The organism is Polaribacter porphyrae, assembly GCF_002954685.1.
Classification (GTDB): Bacteria; Bacteroidota; Bacteroidia; order Flavobacteriales; family Flavobacteriaceae; genus Polaribacter; species Polaribacter porphyrae.
In genome coordinates, this window is record NZ_MSCN01000001.1 from 3830063 (window position 1) to 3849019 (window position 18957).

The following is an 18957-nucleotide window of genomic DNA, read 5'->3' on the forward strand; positions in this document are numbered from 1 at the left end:
TTTATTTGTTGTTAACTTACAAAACAAAATCCAATTCAAATTTATGATAATTTAAAAAAGGAATAGTTTTATCTTTGTTTAAAATTTTCAGACTTTGAATACAGCTCAATTTTTAGTAAAATCCGATTTAAAATTCATAGATAAAGTTTCTTATACTTGGCAAACTCCAAGCAACATTGCTTTGGTAAAATATTGGGGTAAAAGTAATCCTCAAATCCCTAAAAATGCATCAATCAGTTTTACCTTAAATAATTGTCATACAATTACAACTATCGATTTTGAACGCAAACGTTTTTCAGAATCCAAAAAAGTAGATTTTGATTTATTTTTCGAAGGAAAAGAAAAAGAGGAATTCAAGCCTAAAATTGCATCATTTTTTAAAAGAATTCAAGAATATTGTCCGTACATTTTCGAATATAAAATGACTATAAATTCAGAAAACTCTTTTCCACATTCTAGTGGTATAGCTTCTTCAGCAAGTGGGTTGAGTGCTATTGCAAGATGTTTAATGAGTTTAGAAAGTAAAATTAATCCAAATTTATCATCAGAATTTATCAATAAAAAAACTTCTTTTTTAGCAAGATTAGGTTCTGGGAGTGCAAGTAGAAGTATAGAAGGCCCTTTAGTTGTTTGGGGAAATCACCCAGAAATTGAAGGAAGTTCTGATTTGTTTGGTGTAAAATTTTCAAATAAAGTGCATCCTATTTTTAACAATTATCAAGATGTAATTTTGTTGGTTGATAAAGGAGAAAAGCAAGTTTCTAGTACAATTGGTCATGGGTTAATGCACAATCATCCTTATGCAGAAAATCGTTTTCAGCAGGCAAATGAAAATTTGAGTAAGATTTCTAAAATTTTACAAGATGGAAACATCAAAGAATTTATCGATTTAGTAGAAAGCGAAGCATTAACATTGCATGCAATGATGCTTACTAGTAACCCCTATTTTATTTTGATGAAACCGAACACGTTAGAAATTATTAATAAAATTTGGAGTTATCGCAAAGAAAATAAAAGTAATATCTGTTTTACTTTAGATGCTGGCGCAAACGTACATGTGCTGTTCCCTGAAAACGAAAAAGAAAAAGTACTTCAATTTATTGATAATGAATTATCTAACTACTGTCAGAAAAAACAGTATATTTGTGATACTGTAGGTTTAGGAGCTAAACAAATCTAAAATCTTCAGCACTTAAAATTACTTAAATTTATGAAAAATTCAGCGCTACTTTTGGTAGCAATTGTTGGGTTTTTAGGAATGTCTTTTACTATCCAAGAAACTATTTGGCTAGATGAGAACTTAAATACGACAACTCAATCACAAGCAAAATATTACAAACTAGGAAAAAAGTTAGAGGGTAATGTTGCTATCTTTTACAAAAACAGAACTGTTTACAGAAAATTATTTTACAACAAAGGAAAATTAAATGGAAAATTTTCTGAATACTACAAAACTGGCGAATTAAGAGAAGTAGGTAAATACAAAAACGGATTAAGAGAAGGCAATTGGAAAGAATACTATAAAAGTGGTAAAATAAAGAAAAGAGGAAAATATTCTAGAGGAGTTAAGGTTGGTATTTGGAAGATATTCTACAAAAACGTTTATTAACAGCAGCTTAATATTAAAATCAGTATCTTTGCAAAGCAATTGTACAGAAAATGAAAGGACCATTATTTTATGCTAAAATTCTTCTCTTTGGAGAATATGGAATTATCAAAGATTCCAAAGGTTTAGCCATACCATTTAATGCGTATAGAGGAGCATTAAAAACTTCAGATAATTTGGATAATGCATCTAAAAAATCTAATGAAAACTTATATCAATTTTACAAATATATCTCCAATTTAGATTCAGATTTAGTTTCTTTTAATTTAAAAGAATTCAAAACTGATTTAGATAATGGTATGTATTTCGATTCTTCAATACCACAAGGTTATGGAGTTGGTAGTTCTGGTGCTTTAGTGGCTTCTATTTATGATAAATATGCAAATGATAAAATTACAGTTTTAGAGAATTTAACAAGAGATAAATTATTGAAACTAAAAGCTGTTTTTTCTTTAATGGAATCTTTTTTTCATGGTAAAAGCTCTGGTTTAGATCCATTAAACTCTTACTTAAGTTTACCAATTTTAATTAACTCAAAAGAAAATATTGAGCCAGCAGGTATTCCATCTCAAAAAGAAGGAAAAGGAGCTGTGTTCTTATTAGATTCAGAACAAATTGGCGAAACAGAACCCATGGTTAACATCTTTATGAATAAGATGAAAAACGAAGGTTTTAGAAATATGTTAAGCAAAGAATTTGCAACACATACAGATGCCTGTATTGAAGATTTTTTGCAAGGCAATGTAAAATCGTTATTTGGTAACGTTAAAAAACTATCTAAAGTTGTTTTAAAGAACTTTAAACCAATGATACCAGATGCTTTTCATAAAGTATGGGAAAAAGGGATTGCATCAAATGACTATTACTTAAAGCTATGTGGTTCAGGAGGTGGAGGTTATATTCTTGGTTTTACTGAAGATTATAAAAAAGCCCAAGAAAGTTTAAAAGACTATAAACTAGAGTTGGTTTATAGATTTTAAAATTCCCCCTTATGAGTTCTTCAAAATCGAAGACTTTATTAAAAAAAATATTCAGTTTATTATCCGTTGTAAGAGGCTATAATATTTTAGTGCTTCTTTTAGCACAGTATTTAGCATCTATATTTATTTTCTCTCCAGAAAAATCGTTAAAGACAATTCTATTTGACTATCATTTACACTATATTATTTTAGCTTCGGTTTGTGTAGTAGCTGCTGGTTATATTATTAATAATTTTTATGATGTTAAAATTGATAGAATAAACAGACCATTAAAAACTGGTATAGACAACTATGTAAAGCAAGAAACAAAACTTACCATATATTTTTCACTTAATTTTCTTGGAGTACTTTTTGGATTTTTAGTTTCTTGGAGAGCAGCAGTTTTTTTCTCTCTATATATATTTGGTATTTGGTTTTATTCACACAAATTAAAGAAATATCCTTTTACAGGATTAATATCTGCAACAGTATTAACAGTACTGCCTTTTTTTACGGTTTTTGTATATTATAAAAACTTCTCAAAAATAATTTTTGTACATGCAATTTTCTTATTTCTAGTAATTATGGTAAGAGAATTGTTAAAGGGTTTAGAGAGTCTAAAAGGTTCAATTGCTAATAATTACAAAACATTTCCTGTGGTGTATGGTGAGCGAAAAACCAAACAATTATCATCAGTTTTATTAATATCTACCTTTTTTCCAGCAGTTTTTTTGTTTAGCTACAAAGACATTAGTTATATGAGATATTATTTTTATATAGCACTTTTTATCTTGATTTATATTGGTTATAAACTATGGAAATCAACAGAAATTAGAGAATATAGATATTTACACAACATTCTTAAAATACTTTTATTAGTAGGTGTTTTTAGCTTAATTTTTATTGATACTTCATTATTACTAGAAAAAGTTATTGATAGGTTGAATTAGCAATTCAAATTACTAACTTTGCAAAAATTTTTAAAATGAATTCAAATAAAAACTCGTCGCGAAGACGACAAGAAGGTAAAAACAGCAAACCTCAAAGCAGAAAAAACTCCAAAAAAGACTTTAAGAAAATAAAGCAAACTCCAAAAGCAGATGAATCTGCAGGAATCCGTTTAAATAAATACATAGCTAATTCAGGAATTTGCTCACGTAGAGAAGCAGATACTTACATAGAACATGGTAGTGTAGAAGTAAATGGAAAGTTGGTAACAGCAATGGGCTACAAAGTACAACCAACTGATGTTGTGAAGTTTGATGGTACTACTATTTCTCCAGAACAAAAAAGATACATCCTTTTAAATAAGCCCAAAAATTACATTACTACTATGGATGATGATCGTGGTCGTAAAACTGTAATGGATTTAGTAGCGAATGCTTCAAAAGAAAGAATTTATCCTGTTGGAAGATTAGATAGAAATACAACTGGTTTATTGTTATTTACTAATGATGGAGATTTAGCAAAAAAATTAACGCACCCTAAACATAATGTTCGTAAATTATACCATGCAACTTTAGATAGAAAGCTAGATTTAAAAGATTTAGAGAAGTTAAGAGGAGAAGTGATTATAGAAAGTAGAAAGGTTTTTATTGATGCAGTTTCTTTCATAGATGGGCAACCAAAAACTGAAATTGGTATAGAAATTCATTCTGGTAGAAATAGAATCGTTCGTAAAATTTTTGAACACGTAGGTTATAAAGTAATCAAGTTAGATAGAGTTATTTTTGCAGAGTTAACAAAGAAAAATTTACCAAGAGGTAGATGGAGAGAGTTAACACAGTTAGAGATTAACAATCTACAAATGATGAAATAAATTTGGTTTTAACTAGTCATTTATTCATTAATATAATTAAAACTAAAAACTGCCTCATAAAAATTGAGGCAGTTTTTGCATTTTACAAAACTTATGCTGTTAAATCCTTAATAACTCTTTTTCTGAAATTGCCTTTCTAATATTTACCTTAATAAACTTATGGCTATTAAAAAACTTCTTGTTAGAAGTTAATTTTATAATAGCAAGTAAAGTTCCATTTTTGTGTTCTTTAAGAGATGTGATTGTTACTTCTCTACCAATTATATTTTTATAAGTTGCAATACCTCCTTTTTTGATAATAAAGTTTTTTCTAGGAAATTTAATATGCTCGTAATTGTTCATTTCAGTTTTTCCTACTAAAAATTTATCACCAACTTTAAAATTAGAATTAGATGTTTGTGAAAAATTTGAAATTGATAAAAAAAATACGGATAAAATTGTAATAATGTAATTTTTCATAATAAATTATTTAATAAATTATTGGAATCACAAAAATAATAAAAATAATTTTTTTTCAAAAAATCTAATTTAAATATAAACAGAGTAAATAAATTGTATTTTTATAATCTAAAATTGCTATTTTAAACAGATATTATTTTAATTTTATAAAAACTATCAAAACTGAATTATGAAGAATCTATTTTTATTCTTGTTAGCAAACCTTTTTCTTTTAACTGCTTGTAAAGTACCTAAAGAAAAAGAAGCTAAAAAAGATACCTATGTAGCTGATAATTATACAAAAAAAGAGGTAGATATTACTATGAGAGATGGAACTAAACTACATACAACTATTTATTCTCCAAAAGATACCTCTAAAGAATATCCTATTTTAATGCAAAGAACACCTTACAGTTCAAGACCTTATGGAGAAGGTATGCGAACCAGAATTGGGCCTAATATGCATTTGATGAAAGAGGGGAATATCATTGTTTATCAAGATGTTAGAGGAAGATGGATGAGTGAAGGAGTTTACGATAATATGCGAGCATACAATCCAAACAAAAAAGAAAACGAATCTGATGAAGTTTCAGATACGTATGATACTATTGATTGGTTGGTGAAAAATGTAGAAAATAACAATGGGAATGTTGGTACTTGGGGAATTTCGTATCCAGGGCATTATGCAACAGTTTCTGCAATAGAAGCACATCCAGCACTAAAAGCAGCTTCGCCACAAGCTTGTATTGGCGATTTCTTTTTTGATGATTTTCATCACAATGGAGCGTTTTTGTTGAGTTACTTTAGAGCGATTTCTTTGTTCGGAACTTACAAAGACACACCAACTGACACTTCTTGGTACTCTTTTCCAAAGATGAATTCTCAAGATCAATACCAATTCTTTTTAGATAAAGGACCTTTAAAAAATTTGAACGAGTATTTTCAATATGACAAATTAGACGTAAATGGAACAGCATCAAAAGAGAAGATTGACGATTTTTTCTGGAAAGAAATTGTAGAACATCCAAATTATGATTCAGTTTGGAAAAGTAAAGGGATTATACAACACATGGACAAAGTACCAAGCACTGTAGCAACTATGATTGTTGGTGGTTGGTTTGATGCAGAAGATTTATATGGACCTTTAGAAACCTACAAAGGCATAGAAAAACATGGAAAAGGAAATTACAATACCATGGTTTTTGGACCTTGGGATCATGGAAAATGGGCAAGAAATACTGTGAAAAATACTGTTGGGAATTATTATTTTGGCGATTCAATTTCTCTAAAATTTCAGTCTGATATTGAAACAAAGTTTTTTAATCATTTCTTAAAAGGAAAAGGCGATAAAAACTCTGGCTTGCCAGAAGCTTATGTTTTTGATTCAGGTAAAAAAGAATGGAAATCTTATGACAGTTGGCCACCAAAAAATATAGTAAAACAAGATTGGTTTTTATCAGAAAATCAAGAACTGACTGCAGATAAAAAATCATCAAAAGGAATACAATTTATAAGTGATATTAAAAGACCTGTGCCTTATTCAGAAGACATTAAAACTGTTTTTACACCTCGTAAATATATGACAGACGATCAACGTTTTGCAGCAAGAAGACCAGATGTTTTGGTTTTTGAAACGGATGTTTTAACTGAAGATTACACATTGGCTGGCGATATTTTAGCCAAATTAAAAGTGGCAACAACAGGAACTGCAGCAGATTGGATTGTAAAAGTAATAGATGTACATCCTTCAGATATTGCTGAAGATAACAAAGGTTTGCAAGATCATTTAAAAATGAGTAATTATCATTTAATGGTTAGAAGTGAAGTTTTACGTGGGCGTTTTAGAAATAGTTTTGAAAAGCCAGAACCTTTTAAACCAAACAGAAAAACAGATGTAAATATCAAATTACAAGATGTTTTTCACACGTTCAAAAAAGGACATAAGCTTCAAATTCAAGTGCAAAGCACTTGGTTTCCTTTAATAGATTTAAATCCGCAAACGTATGTAGATAATATCTATAAAGCAGATGAAAAAGATTTTAAAACCCAAACGCATACGGTTTTTACAGATTCTAAAATTCAATTTTCAGTATTAAAGTAAAAAAAATGAAAAAAATAATTATCATATTTTTAGTTGCATTTACATTTCAATTCAATGCACAAGATGCAAAACCAGTTTTTAAAGACGGAGAAGCACAAATAGTAGAAGCGTTTAGCGATAAAACAAAATGGATTCGTCACGATTTATGGGTAGAAACTACTTTCGATACAGATGGAGATGGAAAAATGGATAGAATGCATGTTGATGTAACTAGACCAGCACAAACAGAAAATGGTTTAAAACTGCCAGTTGTTTATGAATCTAGTCCTTATTATGCAGGAGTTGCAAGTGGAGGTAAAGAATTATTTTGGAATGTAAAGCACGAATTAGGAGAAAAAGTAGCAGAACCTACCAGATCTAATGTACAAAGAAGAGGAAAACGCCCAATAATTTCGAATTCACAAATAAAAACTTGGGTACCTAGAGGTTATATTGTAGTGCATTCTTCATCTCCAGGAACAGGATTGTCTGATGGTGCACCAACTGTTGGTGGAGATAATGAGTCTCTTGCACCAAAAGCAGTTATAGATTGGTTAAATGGAAGAGCTAAAGGATATAAAGAAAGAACAGGAACTGAAGAAGTAAAAGCATTTTGGGCTACAGGAAAAGTGGGTATGACAGGAACTTCTTACAATGGAACAATTCCATTGGCTGCAGCAACAACAGGTGTTGAGGGGTTAGAAGCAATTATTCCTGTAGCACCAAATACATCTTACTACCATTACTATCGTTCAAATGGTTTAGTACGTTCTCCAGGAGGTTATCTAGGTGAAGATATTGATGTTTTATATGATTTTATCCATAGTGGAAAAGAAGAAAATAGAGCAAGAAATAATAAAGTTGTTAGAGATACAGAATTGGCAAATGGAATGGACAGAGCGTCTGGAGATTATAACGATTTTTGGGCAGGTAGAGATTATATCAATGATATGAAACCGATGAAAGCAGCATTATTAATGTCTCATGGTTTTAATGACTGGAATGTGATGCCAGAACATAGTTATCGTATTTATAAAAAGGCTTCAGAAATGGGATTACCAACTCAAGTGTATTATCATCAAAATGGTCATGGAGGTCCACCACCAATAAAAATGATGAATCGCTGGTTTACAAAATATTTACACGGAATTGATAATGGCGTAGAAAATGATGCAAAAGCTTGGATTGTTAGAGAAAATGATAAAAGAAATGAGCCAACTGCTTATGATAATTATCCAAATCCAGCAGCACAAAATGTTACGATGTTCTTAAATTCAGGAGCTCCTAAAATTGGAGGCTTATCTTTAGAAAATAACAACGCAAAAGGAAAAGAAACTCTAGTAGACAATCATTCTTTTTCTTCAGAAGCTCTAGCTCAAGCTGAACATACCAATCATCGTCTTTTGTATGTTTCTCCTATTTTAAAAGAAGATGTGCATATTTCTGGGGTTCCTACAATTACCATAAAAGCAGCAAGTTCTAAAGAAGCTGTAAATTTATCTGTGTATTTAGTTTCATTACCATGGAACAAAGGAAGACGAGTAAAAATAACAGATAATATAATTACGCGTGGTTGGGCAGATTTACAGAATTATAAATCTTTAACAGAAAGTAAACCTTTAAAAGTGGGAAAATTTTATGAAATGACTTTCGATTTTCAACCAGATGACCAAATTATAAAAAAGGGACAACAAATAGGCTTAATGATTTTTTCTAGTGATAACAATTATACATTACTACCAGAACCAGGAACTGAATTAACAGTAGATTTAGAAGGTACTACAATTACAATTCCGATTGTTGGTGGAGTAGATGCGTTTAAAAAAGCAATTGATTAAAGAAGATTCATTTTTAATGCTGAAAAATAGTTTGTTTTTGTGCTGTATCTTCTTGGTTTTTTTTAAATCTTACAGTCAAGATTTGCAAAAGCATCGATGGAAAAATAGGGTAGTATTGATTTTTTCTGATAGTAAAGATGATGAAAAGTTACAAAATCAAATTAATATTTTATCAAAAGAAAAAGAAGGACTAGCAGAAATGAAGCTACTTATTTATCGTTTTTCTCAAGGATTTTTTACAACTAACTTTAATACAATTTGGTTTTCATCAACCTTAAAAATAAGAAAATATAAAAAGAAGTCTGAAGATTTTAAAATCGTTTTAATTGGTCTTGATGGAGGAATAAAAATGAAACAGACTACTCTTTTATCCGCAGAAAAATTATTTGCAATTATTGATGGAATGCCAATGAGAAGAAGCGAATTAAGAAACAATAAAAATTGATGAGTTACGATATTATCATTATTGGAGCAGGTTTATCTGGTATAGGTGCTGCTTGTCATTTGCAACGAAAGAACCCAAATAAAAGGTATAAAATATTAGAAGCTAGAGCAGAAATTGGAGGTACTTGGAGTTTGTTTAAATATCCAGGAATTCGTTCAGATTCAGATATGTACACCTTTGGGTATTCTTTTAAAACTTGGGATGATGATAAATCTTTTGCAGATGCTCCATCAATTTTAAAATATTTAAATGAAGCTTCAGAAGAGTATCAAGTAAAAGATAAAATTACGTTCAATCAAAAAGTAATTTCTTATAATTTTGATACGAAACTAAATTTATGGACAGTTAAAACCATCAATCCTAAAACGAAAGAAGAGCAATCTTATATTTCTCAATTTATCTTTAATGCAAGTGGGTATTACAATTATGACAATGGTTATACTCCAGAATTCAAAGGACTTAAAGATTTTAAAGGAACGTTTATTCATCCACAGAAATGGGACAGAAATCTCAATTACAAAAACAAAAAAGTAGTAGTTATTGGTAGTGGAGCAACTGCTGTAACAATTGTACCTAAAATTTCTGATGAGGTTGCAAAAGTTACCATGCTACAAAGAACACCAACCTATATTGCTGCTTTGCCCAATAGAGATAAAGTTGCGAAATTTATTAAGAAAGTATTACCTAGCAAAATAGCACACACTATTGTTAGAGCAAAAAATATCTTGGCAGATATGATTTTCTATAATTTGTGCAGAAAATATCCAAAAACGATGAAAAAATTCATCTTAAAAGGAATTAAAAAAGAATTGGGTAATGAATTTCCTTTAGAGCCTCATTTTTCTCCAAATTACAGACCTTGGGATCAGCGTTTTTGTTTGGTGCCAGATGGTGATTTTTTTAAAGCAATTAAAAAAGGAAAAGCAGATGTAGTTACAAACACAATCAAAACTTTTGTTGAAAACGGAATTCAATTAACTTCTGGAGAAATTTTAGAAGCTGACATTATTGTGAGTGCTACTGGATTAAAATTACTGCCTTTTGGTGGTGCTAAAATTACTTTAGATGGCAACCCTTTTGATATTACAAAAGAGTTTATTTACAAAGGTTTAATGTTAAGTGGTTTGCCAAACTTCTTTGTTTTTGCAGGTTATACAAATGCTTCTTGGACTTTAAAAAGCGATTTAACGAGTGAATATATTTCACGAGTTTTAAAGTTTATGGAGAAAAATAAATATCAAGCTATAAAAGCAAGAGTAATCGAAGAGGATTTAGGTGAATTACCATTGATTAATTTAGATTCAGGGTATATTCATAGAGCAAAGAATATTCTGCCAAAACAAGGTGATAAATTTCCTTGGAGATTGTATCAAAATTATATTTTAGATTACAAGGTTTTACGCATCAATTCTGTAAAAGATAAAAGATTGGAGTTCAAATAAGCTATAAATCACGTATTTTTGCAATATGTTTAAACCAAGAATAGAATTAAAACCTGAAGATTTTTATACGAATGAACAAGGTTATAAAGTTTTTACAGAAAAATACCATTTAAAGCGTGGTTATTGCTGTAAAAGTGGTTGCAAACATTGCCCTTATGGATATGATAAAAAAACAGATAGTTTCAAATAAACGTGACTTTTCATTAAATTTTGGGTCAAAAAAAAGAAGAAAATAAATCGATAAAAATGATAAAAAGAATATTAGTTTTAGTAATAGCAGTTCAGTTTGCAGGTTGTGCAGAATTACAAAAAGTAGTGAGTCAACTGCCAAATGGAGGGAGTTTGAGTCAAGAGCAAATTGGTAATGGGTTGAGACAGGCTTTAGATAATGGAATAAAAAATCAAGTTTCTAAATTAACTTCTAAAGATGGCTTTTACAGAAACGAATTGGTTAAAATAGTATTACCAAAAGAATTACAGGCTGTAGATAAGGGACTTCGTAAAATTGGTTTAAGCAATATGGCAGATGAAGGTATTAAAGTACTAAATAGAGCTGCAGAAGATGCAGTACAAACTGCAACACCAATTTTTATAGATGCAGTTAAAGAAATTACGTTTAATGACGCTAAAAATATTTTATTAGGTGATAAAAATGCAGCTACAAGTTACTTACAAACTAAAACTGAACAAAAACTATATGAAAGTTTTAGCCCAGTAATTGATCAATCTTTTGCTAAAGTAGGTGCAGACAAAATATGGAGTAATTTAATAAGCAGGTATAATAGAATTCCGTTTGTAAATAAAGTGGATACTGATTTAACGAAGTATGTTACTACAGAAGCTTTAAAAGGAGTTTTTACGATGATTGAAGTTGAAGAAAAAGGAATTCGTGAAAAAGTAGGTTTACGAAATACAGCTTTATTAAAACAAGTTTTTGCTTTACAAGATAAAAGATAAAATAAGTTTACATTTATTTATTTGAATAAGAGGAGATTAATTTAATCTCCTCTCTTTTTGTTTCGTTTTTTTTATTATATTTACTGTAAGCAACTACCCCAAATATTATGTACACAATTAACCAACTAGACAATTATAAAAGGCATCTTAAAGAAAGATATCTTAAGTTAATTGAAAAATCGAACGATTATAAGTTTGAAGATGAAGCTAAAAGTGATTTAGCAGCTTTTAAAGCAATGAAACTTTTAGAAAAATTGAATCAAGTTAGCTATTTAAATAGAGAAGTTACGCTTTATTAACTTTATTCTTTTAAGAAGACTTTATGAAAATGAATTTTATCTGGTAATATAAAATACCATATATTTATATCATAATAAAACCCCTAATATTATGTACTACAAAAAGCAATTTGCTACCCTAAAGAACCGTTTACAAAATCAATATTCTAGACTAATCGAAATCTCTGAAAGCTACAAGTTTTTAGATGAGCCTTTAAGTGATTTAGCAGCTTTTAAAGCAATGAAGCTTATGCAAAAATTAAATAAAGTTAGTTATTTAGATAGAGAAGTTACTATTTAATAAACTGGTATGTAATTGTTTAAAATAATTAAAAGCATATAATAATCGAGTACCATACCAAGAAAAATATTCGCCATCAACCAAAATTATTTCTACATTTTTAAACTCTTCTTGTAAACTTGTAAGGTCTTTTTCTTTAAAAGGATATGGTTCAGAGGATAAAAATATACAATCTAAATCTTGTATTTCTTTTAATTCTGATAATTGTATTTCAGGGTAACGTATTCTTTCTTTAAAAACGTTTTCAAAATTATTATTTTCTAAAAGATGATTGATAAATGTTTTGTTCGCGGCTATCATCCATGGATTTTTCCAGATAAAATATGCCACTCTTTTAGGTTTTTTATCTCTAATAAATTCTAGAAAGTCATTGTTTTTTTGTTGAATTTCTAGAATCAATGTTTTAGCCTTAACATCACAAGAAAAAAGTCTTCCAAAATCATGAATTAACTGTAAAGTATCTGCAATAGTATAAATATCAGAAACATAAGTAGTTGTTATTTCTTTGCATTTGGCAACAATTTCTTTGGTGTTTTCTTCTTTATTGCAGATGATTATATCTGGTTTTAGTTTTGCTATTTTATCAACTGAAATGTTCTTTGTTCCACCTACAACAGTCTTTTCTTTTCTTAATGATTTTGGATGAACACAGAATTTAGTAACACCAACAATAGCATTTTGCAAACCCAAATCAACTAGTAACTCACTAATACTTGGTACAAGACAAATAATCCTTTTAGGAATAGTATCGAGTAAAAGTTCATTACCTATCTGATCTATAAGTTTCATTTATTTAGAATTGTTTCCATTTCAACTTGCAATTTTTTTGCTTGTTGAGTAGCAGCTAATGCATAGTCTTTATTTTTTGATGCATAAATAATTCCTCTTGAAGAATTAATTAACAAGCCAATATTTTCTGATAACCCATATTTACAAACATCTTGCAAATTACCACCTTGTGCTCCAACTCCAGGAACTAATAAAAAAGAATTAGGTATAATTTTTCTGATTTCAGCAAAATATTCAGCTTTTGTAGCACCAACTACGTACATTAAGCTTTCTGAATTTTTCCAATTTTTAGAGGTTTCTAAAACTTGTATGTACAATTCTTTTTTGTCAACTTTTTTTGTTTGAAAATCAAAAGCACCTTCATTAGAGGTCAAAGCAAGCATAATAGTATGTTTATCTTTAAAAGCTAAAAAAGGTTCTACAGAATCTTTACCCATATAAGGTGCAACTGTCACCGAATCAAAAGCTAAATCCTCAAAAAATGCTTTGGCATACATTGTAGATGTATTGCCAATATCTCCTCTTTTAGCGTCAGCAATCGTAAAGATTTCTGGGTAATTGGTATTCAAATATGTAATTGTTTTTTCTAAAGATTGCCAACCCTTTATACCATAAGCTTCATAAAAAGCTGTGTTTGGTTTGTATGCAACACATAAGTGATGTGTGGCATCAATTATGGCTTTGTTAAACTCAAAAATTGGGTCATCTAACTCTAAAAGATGAGATGGAATTTTATTTAAATCAACATCTAAACCAATACATAAAAAAGATTTTTTTTGCTTTATTTGAGTAACTAACTGTGTTGTTGTCATTATTAAAAGTTAAAGTTATACAAAAGTACTTATTTTTAAGAAGCATTTTTGCAATCTTTGTAAGTAATCAATCTATATACAGACAAAATCTTTATGAGAAAAATCTTTTTAATATTATCTATTTTCTTACTAATAAGCTGTTCTGATAATCCAAAACAATTTTCGGAAGAAGCTTTAAAAGACATGGTGCTTACAATAGATGATGCTAAAATGACATTTAGAGAGGTTTTGTATAAACATAAAGGAGAAAAAATTCTGATTGATGTTTGGGCTTCATGGTGTAAAGATTGCATTGTTGGTTTCCCAGAACTCAAAGAATTACAAAAAAAGTTTCCAAAAATTAAATATGTTTTTTTATCCGTAGATAGAAGTAATCCATCATGGAAAAGAGCTGTAAAAAAATACAATTTAATAGGAGATCAATACAATTTTCCTAAAGGTCAAAACGAAGGTGATTTTGTAGATTTTATCAGTTTAGGGTGGATTCCAAGATATTTAGTTGTTGATGAAAAAGGAGGAATAGAACTTTTTAAAGCCACAAAAGTGACTGATAAAGACCTTTTAAAAGCTTTAGAAAAAAGTAAATAAAACGTTGTAGTAAGTATTTTTATTTTGAAAGTATTTTTAAAATTCATTTCTTAATTTAGCAATTATAATTAAAGCGAATTAAAATGAGACAAAAAATAGTTGCAGGTAATTGGAAGATGAATAATGGTAAGAATGAGACAAAATCTCTTATCAACGACTTAAAATCATCAATCAAAGATTTACCATTAGATAATACAAGAGTTATAGTTTCTCCTTCTTATGTTAATTTAACAATAGCAAATGAAGCAGCAGAAAACTCTAAAATTGAAGTTGTAGCACAAAATATGCATCAAGAAAAAAGTGGAGCATATACAGGAGAAATTTCTGCTGATATGCTTAAATCTATTGATGTAAACACTGTAATTTTAGGACACTCTGAAAGAAGAGAATATTTTGGTGAAGATGATGAATTATTAGCTACAAAATTAAATACAGCTTTAGCAAATGACATGGAAGTGATTTTCTGTATTGGCGAAAAGCTAGAAGAAAGAAAACTTGATAACTATCTATTAGAAGTTGGTAGCCAAATAAGAAATGGATTATTTCACATAAAAGATGCTGACTGGCAAAACATAATCATTGCTTACGAACCAGTTTGGGCTATTGGTACAGGTGAAACAGCAACACCAGAGCAAGCTCAAGAAATGCATTCTTTTATAAGAAATGCTATTGCAAAAAGATATAGTAAAGAAATTGCTGATAACGTATCTATTTTATATGGAGGTAGTGTAAAACCAGCTAATGCAAAAGAAATTTTTTCTCAACCAGACGTTGATGGTGGTTTAGTTGGTGGGGCTTCTTTAAAAGCGGAAGATTTTACTGCAATTATTAAAGCTATTTAAAAGGGTTATTCTTTTTTAAAAATATAAATTTGCATCAAGGTTTTAATCTTGATGTTTTTTTTATGGATAATATTTATATAGAATACAACTTTACAATTTTACCCAAAGAACCTGCTACAGAAATTTTGATAGCAGAATTGGGTGTCGTTGGTTTTGAAAGCTTTGTTGAAAATGAAAATGGAGTTACTGCTTATATTCAAAAACAAGATTGGAATGCTTCAATTTTAGAGGATGTTTTTGTTTTAAATTCAGACGAGTTTGATATTAAATATAGTAAAAAGGAAGTAGCTCAAACCAATTGGAATGCAGAATGGGAAAAGAATTTTTCTCCAATTCAAGTTGATAATTTAGTAAGTGTTAGAGCTCCTTTTCATGACAATCCAAACTTAAAATATGATATCGTAATAGAACCAAAAATGAGTTTTGGTACAGGACATCATGAAACTACACACATGATGATTCAACATCTTCTAAATTTAGATTTAACTGATAAAAAAGTGCTAGATATGGGATGTGGTACAGGAATTTTAGCAATTTTTGCTGAAATGAAAGGAGCAAAACCTATAGATGCCATTGATATTGATAATTGGTGTTATCAAAACTCTATAGAAAATGTAGGTAAAAATAATTGTAAACATATTACTGTTTTAGAGGGAGATGTTGGTTTATTGGAAAATAAAAATTATGATGTAATTATAGCCAATATTAACAGAAACATTTTAATAGCAGATATTAATGTATTTGCCAAATGTTTGAATAACAATGGTATTTTACTTTTAAGTGGGTTTTATCAAGAAGATATTTCGTTAATTGAAAGTGAAGCTGTTAAAAATAATCTATCACAACTATTAATTATTGAAAGAAATAATTGGGTAGCTTTAAAATATGGTAAGAGTAAAAAATAATCATTATTTTTGTAGTATGAGTACGAAAGAAAAAATTCAGGAAGAGGTTGATGTGCTTGAGCAAGAAACTCATCAACATGAAATAGTGTTACATAATGATGAAGTAAATACTTTTGATTTTGTCATAGACTCATTAGTTAATGTTTGCGATCATACTTTAGAACAAGCAGAACAATGCACTATTCTTGTGCATTATAAAGGCAAATGCACTGTAAAATCTGGAGAATACAAAGATTTAGAACCAAGATGTTCTAAATTATTAGAGCTAGGTTTATCAGCAGAATTGGTCTAATACATGGAAAATGTATTAAAATACTACGAGTTTTCATCATTTTTCATAGATAATTCTGATATTTTTTCAGGAAATGAAATTTCTTATGCTGAATTAAATACTACCCATTTTTTAATCTTCGAAAAAAAAGAAGAAACGTATAATTTATATGTTTCTAAATATGAGTCTAAAAAAGCTATTGGTGTAAAACCACCAGAAATTCTAGAGATGCTTATAGAAAATTACGATAAAAGTATTCCAGAACATAGATTAGCAATCAAACAATATTTAAACTAAACTCAAGAAATTTCTTGAGTTTTTTTATTTTTTAAAAAAGATGTGACTTATTAAGTTTAATTGTGTCAAATAAATAGGAAGCAATAAAAAAATAAAGAATAATCTAAAAATCAGTTTAGAAAACTTTAAAGTTATAAACGTTTAGAAAAAGAAAAAGATAGTAGTAGTTAGTTTTTATACTAAGTTTGGTTAGACGAAAAGGCCTTGAATATAAATTCAAGGTCTTTTCTATTGGTTTGTTTTTAATGGTAAAACCTCTTTTACCATTCCATATACTAACGTGTCTTTATTCTTTATTATTTCTCTCCATTTTAAGACTTTTATATTTTGGGTAATTCCGTTTTTGTCAACAAATTGAGGAAAACTCTCTACAGAACCTCCAGAAATTGAAACTACTATATCATTTTCATAATACTTTTGCGCAATTTTTTTTGGAAAAGCTTCAAAATTATTTTTACCTATTAAATTATATCTGTCATTATCAAAAGAATGTCCAAATTGTTCTACAAAAGCATTATTAACATATTGCAAGATAAATTGCTCACCCCTTTTTACTTTTTGCCAAACAGGTAAAGGAAAACTTTCATAATTTTTATTAAAAATTAACATACTTTGCTTCACTCCTCTGTTTCTTTCTTTGAGTGCTGCAAATTTAATTTTAAGTATTTCGCTGTTATTCCTTAAAAAATAAGTTGAAGTAGTAAGAATCAATAAAGAAATATAAGTTAATAGTTTATGATTTTTTTCTAAACTAGAAAATGTAAGTAAGAGTTGTTTCGATTTTAAGACTAACGCTTTCATTTTAGTTAGTATTTTTGTTAGGAAATATAACTTCTTTTACCATACCATATATTAAAGTGTCTTGATTGTCTTTAATCTCTCTCCATTTTATTACTTTTAAATCAAGAGTTTTACCAGATTTGTCTTTAAATTTTTCAGTACTCTCTAGTTTTTTACCGGTAATTGATACAGTAACATCATTTTCATAATAGATTTGTGCAATTGAACGTGGAAACAAATCAAAATTAGTTTTACCAATTATTTCGTATTGGCTGTATTTAAAATCATGTCCAAAAAAATCTACATAAATAGGATTAATGTATTGTATAATAAACTTATCACCTCTTTTTACTTTTTGCCAAACAGGTAAAGGAAAACCTTCATAATTTCTATTGAAAAGAATCATGTTGTTTTTAAGATTAGCATTCCTTTGTTGAAGTGTTGCAAAATCAATTTTTATTTCTTGATTTTCAGTTCTTAAAAAGTAAGTAGATACCGTTAAAAATAAAAGTGAAGCATAAGTAATTATCTTATGTTTTTTTTCTAAATTACTAACTGTAAAAAGAATTTGTTTGGATTTTAAACTTAACTTTTTCATACTTTTTTATTTTGGGGGTTAAACAAAAAAGGTATATGGTAGAATATAATTAAACCATTGAATAAATGCTTTATATCTATTAAGAAGTATAAATTGGGGATTATGTTAAAAAAGAAATTTTTAACACAAGAAAAAACAATATTAGCTTTTATTTTATCCATCATTGGGGGAAATAGGATTTACTTAATTACTAATTATCTATATATTTAGAGATAAATGAATATCAAATATAAAGAAAATATCAATAAATAAACTATAATTTTATGTTATAATATAGTTAAGTGTAGATTTTATCAAAATTAAATTATATAAGGGAAAAATTTTAGACGTTTTATTACAATAAAAAAACTCATCTTACAAGATGAGTTTTGTGACCATGGCAGGATTCAAACCTGCAACCTTCTGAGCCGTAATCAGATGCGCTATTCAGTTGCGCCACATGGCCATTTAGCGGGTGCAAATATAGTAGCATTTTTTTAATTTATAAAATAAAAGGTTTTATAAATTTATTTCTTTTTCATATTGCTCAATAATTGGTTGTACTTTGTTTAAATCTTCATTTAAAACAAACAGTTCATCAATAAAATTTGTAATTTCATAACCAGGCAATTTATCTGATTTTACTCTACTGTGAATATTACGTTCATTTAAAATATTTTGAAGTCTTTTCACAATTATAGTACTATTGGTAAAGACTTTGGTATATGATGTCTCCATAAGCTGTTGTTTTTAATCAAGTGAATTTATAGTTACAAAAGCTCTCCAACCAATAATGGCTAATTGAAATTTTGAGGCTTTAGAAATATCGAGTTCTCTTTTTGTAAAAGAGGGTAAGATGAATTTATTAACTTTTGCTAATGTTTTAAAAAATTGTTTTTTCATTACGGTTTGATTAGTCGTCAAATTTAATGA

Annotated in this window: 25 protein-coding genes and 1 tRNA gene; 18 read left to right on the forward strand and 8 right to left on the reverse strand. The window is 28.6% G+C overall.

Annotated features, from left to right (window positions below):
• Positions 1–94 precede the first annotated feature (94 nt).
• The 5 genes from BTO18_RS17075 to BTO18_RS17095 are packed head-to-tail and all read left to right on the forward strand — an operon-like array spanning position 95 to position 4384.
• Complete coding sequence (locus BTO18_RS17075) at positions 95–1180, forward strand: diphosphomevalonate decarboxylase (protein WP_105017391.1); 1086 nt, start codon at positions 95–97, stop codon at positions 1178–1180.
• Between the two features lie 30 nt (positions 1181–1210).
• Positions 1211–1609, forward strand: a complete 399-nt coding sequence (locus tag BTO18_RS17080; RefSeq protein WP_105017392.1) for a toxin-antitoxin system YwqK family antitoxin — start codon at positions 1211–1213, stop codon at positions 1607–1609.
• A 50-nt stretch (positions 1610–1659) separates the two neighbouring features.
• Positions 1660–2586, forward strand: a complete 927-nt coding sequence (locus tag BTO18_RS17085; protein ID WP_105017393.1) for a mevalonate kinase family protein — start codon at positions 1660–1662, stop codon at positions 2584–2586.
• Between the two features lie 11 nt (positions 2587–2597).
• Positions 2598–3515 (forward strand): geranylgeranylglycerol-phosphate geranylgeranyltransferase, encoded by a 918-nt coding sequence (locus tag BTO18_RS17090; protein ID WP_105017394.1) that lies wholly within the window; start codon positions 2598–2600, stop codon positions 3513–3515.
• A 35-nt stretch (positions 3516–3550) separates the two neighbouring features.
• Positions 3551–4384, forward strand: a complete 834-nt coding sequence (locus BTO18_RS17095; RefSeq protein WP_105017395.1) for a pseudouridine synthase — start codon at positions 3551–3553, stop codon at positions 4382–4384.
• A 99-nt stretch (positions 4385–4483) separates the two neighbouring features.
• Here the strand turns inward: BTO18_RS17095 and BTO18_RS17100 are convergent, their stop codons facing one another.
• Positions 4484–4843 carry a dihydroorotase gene (locus BTO18_RS17100; protein ID WP_105017396.1) on the reverse strand — a complete coding sequence of 120 codons (360 nt, stop codon included), beginning with the start codon at positions 4841–4843 and terminating at the stop codon, positions 4484–4486.
• Between the two features lie 169 nt (positions 4844–5012).
• On the opposite strand from BTO18_RS17100, the gene BTO18_RS17105 reads away from it, so the two are divergent.
• The 8 genes from BTO18_RS17105 to BTO18_RS17135 all read left to right on the forward strand — a co-directional run bounded on the left by BTO18_RS17105 (position 5013) and on the right by BTO18_RS17135 (position 12163).
• Entirely contained in the window at positions 5013–6923 is a 1911-nt protein-coding gene (locus tag BTO18_RS17105; RefSeq protein ID WP_105017397.1) for a CocE/NonD family hydrolase, read from the forward strand.
• 5 nt (positions 6924–6928) lie between these two features.
• A complete protein-coding gene (locus BTO18_RS17110; RefSeq protein WP_105017398.1) occupies positions 6929–8740 on the forward strand; it encodes a Xaa-Pro dipeptidyl-peptidase in 1812 nt (603 codons plus the stop codon).
• An 82-nt stretch (positions 8741–8822) separates the two neighbouring features.
• Positions 8823–9185, forward strand: a complete 363-nt coding sequence (locus BTO18_RS17115) for a DUF4174 domain-containing protein (RefSeq protein ID WP_170063310.1) — start codon at positions 8823–8825, stop codon at positions 9183–9185.
• Positions 9185–10627: a flavin-containing monooxygenase gene (locus BTO18_RS17120; RefSeq protein ID WP_105017400.1), complete on the forward strand. Its 1443-nt coding sequence runs from the start codon at positions 9185–9187 to the stop codon at positions 10625–10627. Before BTO18_RS17115 ends, BTO18_RS17120 begins: the two co-directional genes overlap by 1 nt.
• Before the next feature lie 25 nt (positions 10628–10652).
• The gene (locus BTO18_RS17775) at positions 10653–10817 is read left to right on the forward strand and encodes a C1orf53 family protein (RefSeq protein ID WP_170063311.1); all 165 of its coding nucleotides are present in this window, start codon (positions 10653–10655) and stop codon (positions 10815–10817) included.
• 56 nt (positions 10818–10873) lie between these two features.
• Complete coding sequence (locus BTO18_RS17125; protein ID WP_105017621.1) at positions 10874–11584, forward strand: DUF4197 domain-containing protein; 711 nt, start codon at positions 10874–10876, stop codon at positions 11582–11584.
• A gap of 107 nt (positions 11585–11691) precedes the next feature.
• Complete coding sequence (locus BTO18_RS17130) at positions 11692–11883, forward strand: hypothetical protein (RefSeq protein ID WP_105017401.1); 192 nt, start codon at positions 11692–11694, stop codon at positions 11881–11883.
• 91 nt (positions 11884–11974) lie between these two features.
• Complete coding sequence (locus tag BTO18_RS17135) at positions 11975–12163, forward strand: hypothetical protein (protein ID WP_105017402.1); 189 nt, start codon at positions 11975–11977, stop codon at positions 12161–12163.
• Here the strand turns inward: BTO18_RS17135 and BTO18_RS17140 are convergent.
• The gene (locus BTO18_RS17140) at positions 12140–12952 is read right to left on the reverse strand and encodes an ABC transporter substrate-binding protein (protein WP_105017403.1); all 813 of its coding nucleotides are present in this window, start codon (positions 12950–12952) and stop codon (positions 12140–12142) included. The genes BTO18_RS17135 and BTO18_RS17140 overlap by 24 nt on opposite strands.
• Complete coding sequence (pyrF, locus tag BTO18_RS17145; protein WP_105017404.1) at positions 12949–13764, reverse strand: orotidine-5'-phosphate decarboxylase; 816 nt, start codon at positions 13762–13764, stop codon at positions 12949–12951. The genes BTO18_RS17140 and pyrF overlap by 4 nt, the downstream gene beginning before the upstream one ends.
• Positions 13765–13857: 93 nt before the next feature.
• On the opposite strand from pyrF, the gene BTO18_RS17150 reads away from it, so the two are divergent.
• From BTO18_RS17150 to BTO18_RS17170, 5 genes are all read left to right on the forward strand, one after another.
• Positions 13858–14352, forward strand: coding sequence for a TlpA family protein disulfide reductase (locus BTO18_RS17150; protein WP_105017405.1), 495 nt, complete (start codon positions 13858–13860; stop codon positions 14350–14352).
• A gap of 83 nt (positions 14353–14435) precedes the next feature.
• Positions 14436–15194: a triose-phosphate isomerase gene (gene tpiA / locus BTO18_RS17155; protein ID WP_105017406.1), complete on the forward strand. Its 759-nt coding sequence runs from the start codon at positions 14436–14438 to the stop codon at positions 15192–15194.
• A 62-nt stretch (positions 15195–15256) separates the two neighbouring features.
• A complete protein-coding gene (gene prmA / locus BTO18_RS17160; protein ID WP_105017407.1) occupies positions 15257–16099 on the forward strand; it encodes a 50S ribosomal protein L11 methyltransferase in 843 nt (280 codons plus the stop codon).
• Between the two features lie 16 nt (positions 16100–16115).
• Positions 16116–16391 carry an ATP-dependent Clp protease adaptor ClpS gene (locus tag BTO18_RS17165; RefSeq protein WP_105017622.1) on the forward strand — a complete coding sequence of 92 codons (276 nt, stop codon included), beginning with the start codon at positions 16116–16118 and terminating at the stop codon, positions 16389–16391.
• Between the two features lie 3 nt (positions 16392–16394).
• Complete coding sequence (locus BTO18_RS17170; RefSeq protein ID WP_105017408.1) at positions 16395–16667, forward strand: hypothetical protein; 273 nt, start codon at positions 16395–16397, stop codon at positions 16665–16667.
• A gap of 228 nt (positions 16668–16895) precedes the next feature.
• On the opposite strand, the gene BTO18_RS17175 is transcribed toward BTO18_RS17170, so the two are convergent.
• The 5 genes from BTO18_RS17175 to BTO18_RS17195 form a co-directional block, all read right to left on the reverse strand.
• On the reverse strand, positions 16896–17468 hold the full coding sequence (locus BTO18_RS17175) for a hypothetical protein (RefSeq protein WP_105017409.1): 573 nt from the start codon (positions 17466–17468) through the stop codon (positions 16896–16898).
• 1 nt (position 17469) lies between these two features.
• A complete protein-coding gene (locus BTO18_RS17180; RefSeq protein ID WP_105017410.1) occupies positions 17470–18045 on the reverse strand; it encodes a hypothetical protein in 576 nt (191 codons plus the stop codon).
• A gap of 371 nt (positions 18046–18416) precedes the next feature.
• Positions 18417–18490, reverse strand: a tRNA-Arg gene (locus BTO18_RS17185).
• 53 nt (positions 18491–18543) lie between these two features.
• Positions 18544–18762, reverse strand: coding sequence for a DUF2007 domain-containing protein (locus BTO18_RS17190; protein WP_105017411.1), 219 nt, complete (start codon positions 18760–18762; stop codon positions 18544–18546).
• A 12-nt stretch (positions 18763–18774) separates the two neighbouring features.
• Entirely contained in the window at positions 18775–18927 is a 153-nt protein-coding gene (locus BTO18_RS17195) for an SsrA-binding protein (RefSeq protein WP_105017412.1), read from the reverse strand.
• Positions 18928–18957: the final 30 nt, after the last annotated feature.

What these genes read in the sequence shown, in the direction of transcription:
- BTO18_RS17150 (WP_105017405.1), top strand. Translation starts at nt 13,858, where the DNA reads ATGAGAAAAATCTTTTTAATATTATCTATTTTCTTACTAATAAGCTGT.
- BTO18_RS17085 (WP_105017393.1), top strand. Translation starts at nt 1,660, where the DNA reads ATGAAAGGACCATTATTTTATGCTAAAATTCTTCTCTTTGGAGAATAT.
- BTO18_RS17195 (WP_105017412.1), bottom strand. Translation starts at nt 18,927, where the DNA reads ATGAAAAAACAATTTTTTAAAACATTAGCAAAAGTTAATAAATTCATC.
- BTO18_RS17125 (WP_105017621.1), top strand. Translation starts at nt 10,874, where the DNA reads ATGATAAAAAGAATATTAGTTTTAGTAATAGCAGTTCAGTTTGCAGGT.
- BTO18_RS17135 (WP_105017402.1), top strand. Translation starts at nt 11,975, where the DNA reads ATGTACTACAAAAAGCAATTTGCTACCCTAAAGAACCGTTTACAAAAT.
- BTO18_RS17140 (WP_105017403.1), bottom strand. Translation starts at nt 12,952, where the DNA reads ATGAAACTTATAGATCAGATAGGTAATGAACTTTTACTCGATACTATT.
- BTO18_RS17180 (WP_105017410.1), bottom strand. Translation starts at nt 18,045, where the DNA reads ATGAAAAAGTTAAGTTTAAAATCCAAACAAATTCTTTTTACAGTTAGT.
- BTO18_RS17165 (WP_105017622.1), top strand. Translation starts at nt 16,116, where the DNA reads ATGAGTACGAAAGAAAAAATTCAGGAAGAGGTTGATGTGCTTGAGCAA.
- BTO18_RS17170 (WP_105017408.1), top strand. Translation starts at nt 16,395, where the DNA reads ATGGAAAATGTATTAAAATACTACGAGTTTTCATCATTTTTCATAGAT.
- BTO18_RS17105 (WP_105017397.1), top strand. Translation starts at nt 5,013, where the DNA reads ATGAAGAATCTATTTTTATTCTTGTTAGCAAACCTTTTTCTTTTAACT.
- tpiA (WP_105017406.1), top strand. Translation starts at nt 14,436, where the DNA reads ATGAGACAAAAAATAGTTGCAGGTAATTGGAAGATGAATAATGGTAAG.
- BTO18_RS17130 (WP_105017401.1), top strand. Translation starts at nt 11,692, where the DNA reads ATGTACACAATTAACCAACTAGACAATTATAAAAGGCATCTTAAAGAA.
- BTO18_RS17775 (WP_170063311.1), top strand. Translation starts at nt 10,653, where the DNA reads ATGTTTAAACCAAGAATAGAATTAAAACCTGAAGATTTTTATACGAAT.
- BTO18_RS17090 (WP_105017394.1), top strand. Translation starts at nt 2,598, where the DNA reads ATGAGTTCTTCAAAATCGAAGACTTTATTAAAAAAAATATTCAGTTTA.
- BTO18_RS17110 (WP_105017398.1), top strand. Translation starts at nt 6,929, where the DNA reads ATGAAAAAAATAATTATCATATTTTTAGTTGCATTTACATTTCAATTC.
- BTO18_RS17120 (WP_105017400.1), top strand. Translation starts at nt 9,185, where the DNA reads ATGAGTTACGATATTATCATTATTGGAGCAGGTTTATCTGGTATAGGT.
- prmA (WP_105017407.1), top strand. Translation starts at nt 15,257, where the DNA reads ATGGATAATATTTATATAGAATACAACTTTACAATTTTACCCAAAGAA.
- BTO18_RS17100 (WP_105017396.1), bottom strand. Translation starts at nt 4,843, where the DNA reads ATGAAAAATTACATTATTACAATTTTATCCGTATTTTTTTTATCAATT.
- BTO18_RS17175 (WP_105017409.1), bottom strand. Translation starts at nt 17,468, where the DNA reads ATGAAAGCGTTAGTCTTAAAATCGAAACAACTCTTACTTACATTTTCT.
- BTO18_RS17095 (WP_105017395.1), top strand. Translation starts at nt 3,551, where the DNA reads ATGAATTCAAATAAAAACTCGTCGCGAAGACGACAAGAAGGTAAAAAC.
- BTO18_RS17080 (WP_105017392.1), top strand. Translation starts at nt 1,211, where the DNA reads ATGAAAAATTCAGCGCTACTTTTGGTAGCAATTGTTGGGTTTTTAGGA.
- pyrF (WP_105017404.1), bottom strand. Translation starts at nt 13,764, where the DNA reads ATGACAACAACACAGTTAGTTACTCAAATAAAGCAAAAAAAATCTTTT.
- BTO18_RS17190 (WP_105017411.1), bottom strand. Translation starts at nt 18,762, where the DNA reads ATGGAGACATCATATACCAAAGTCTTTACCAATAGTACTATAATTGTG.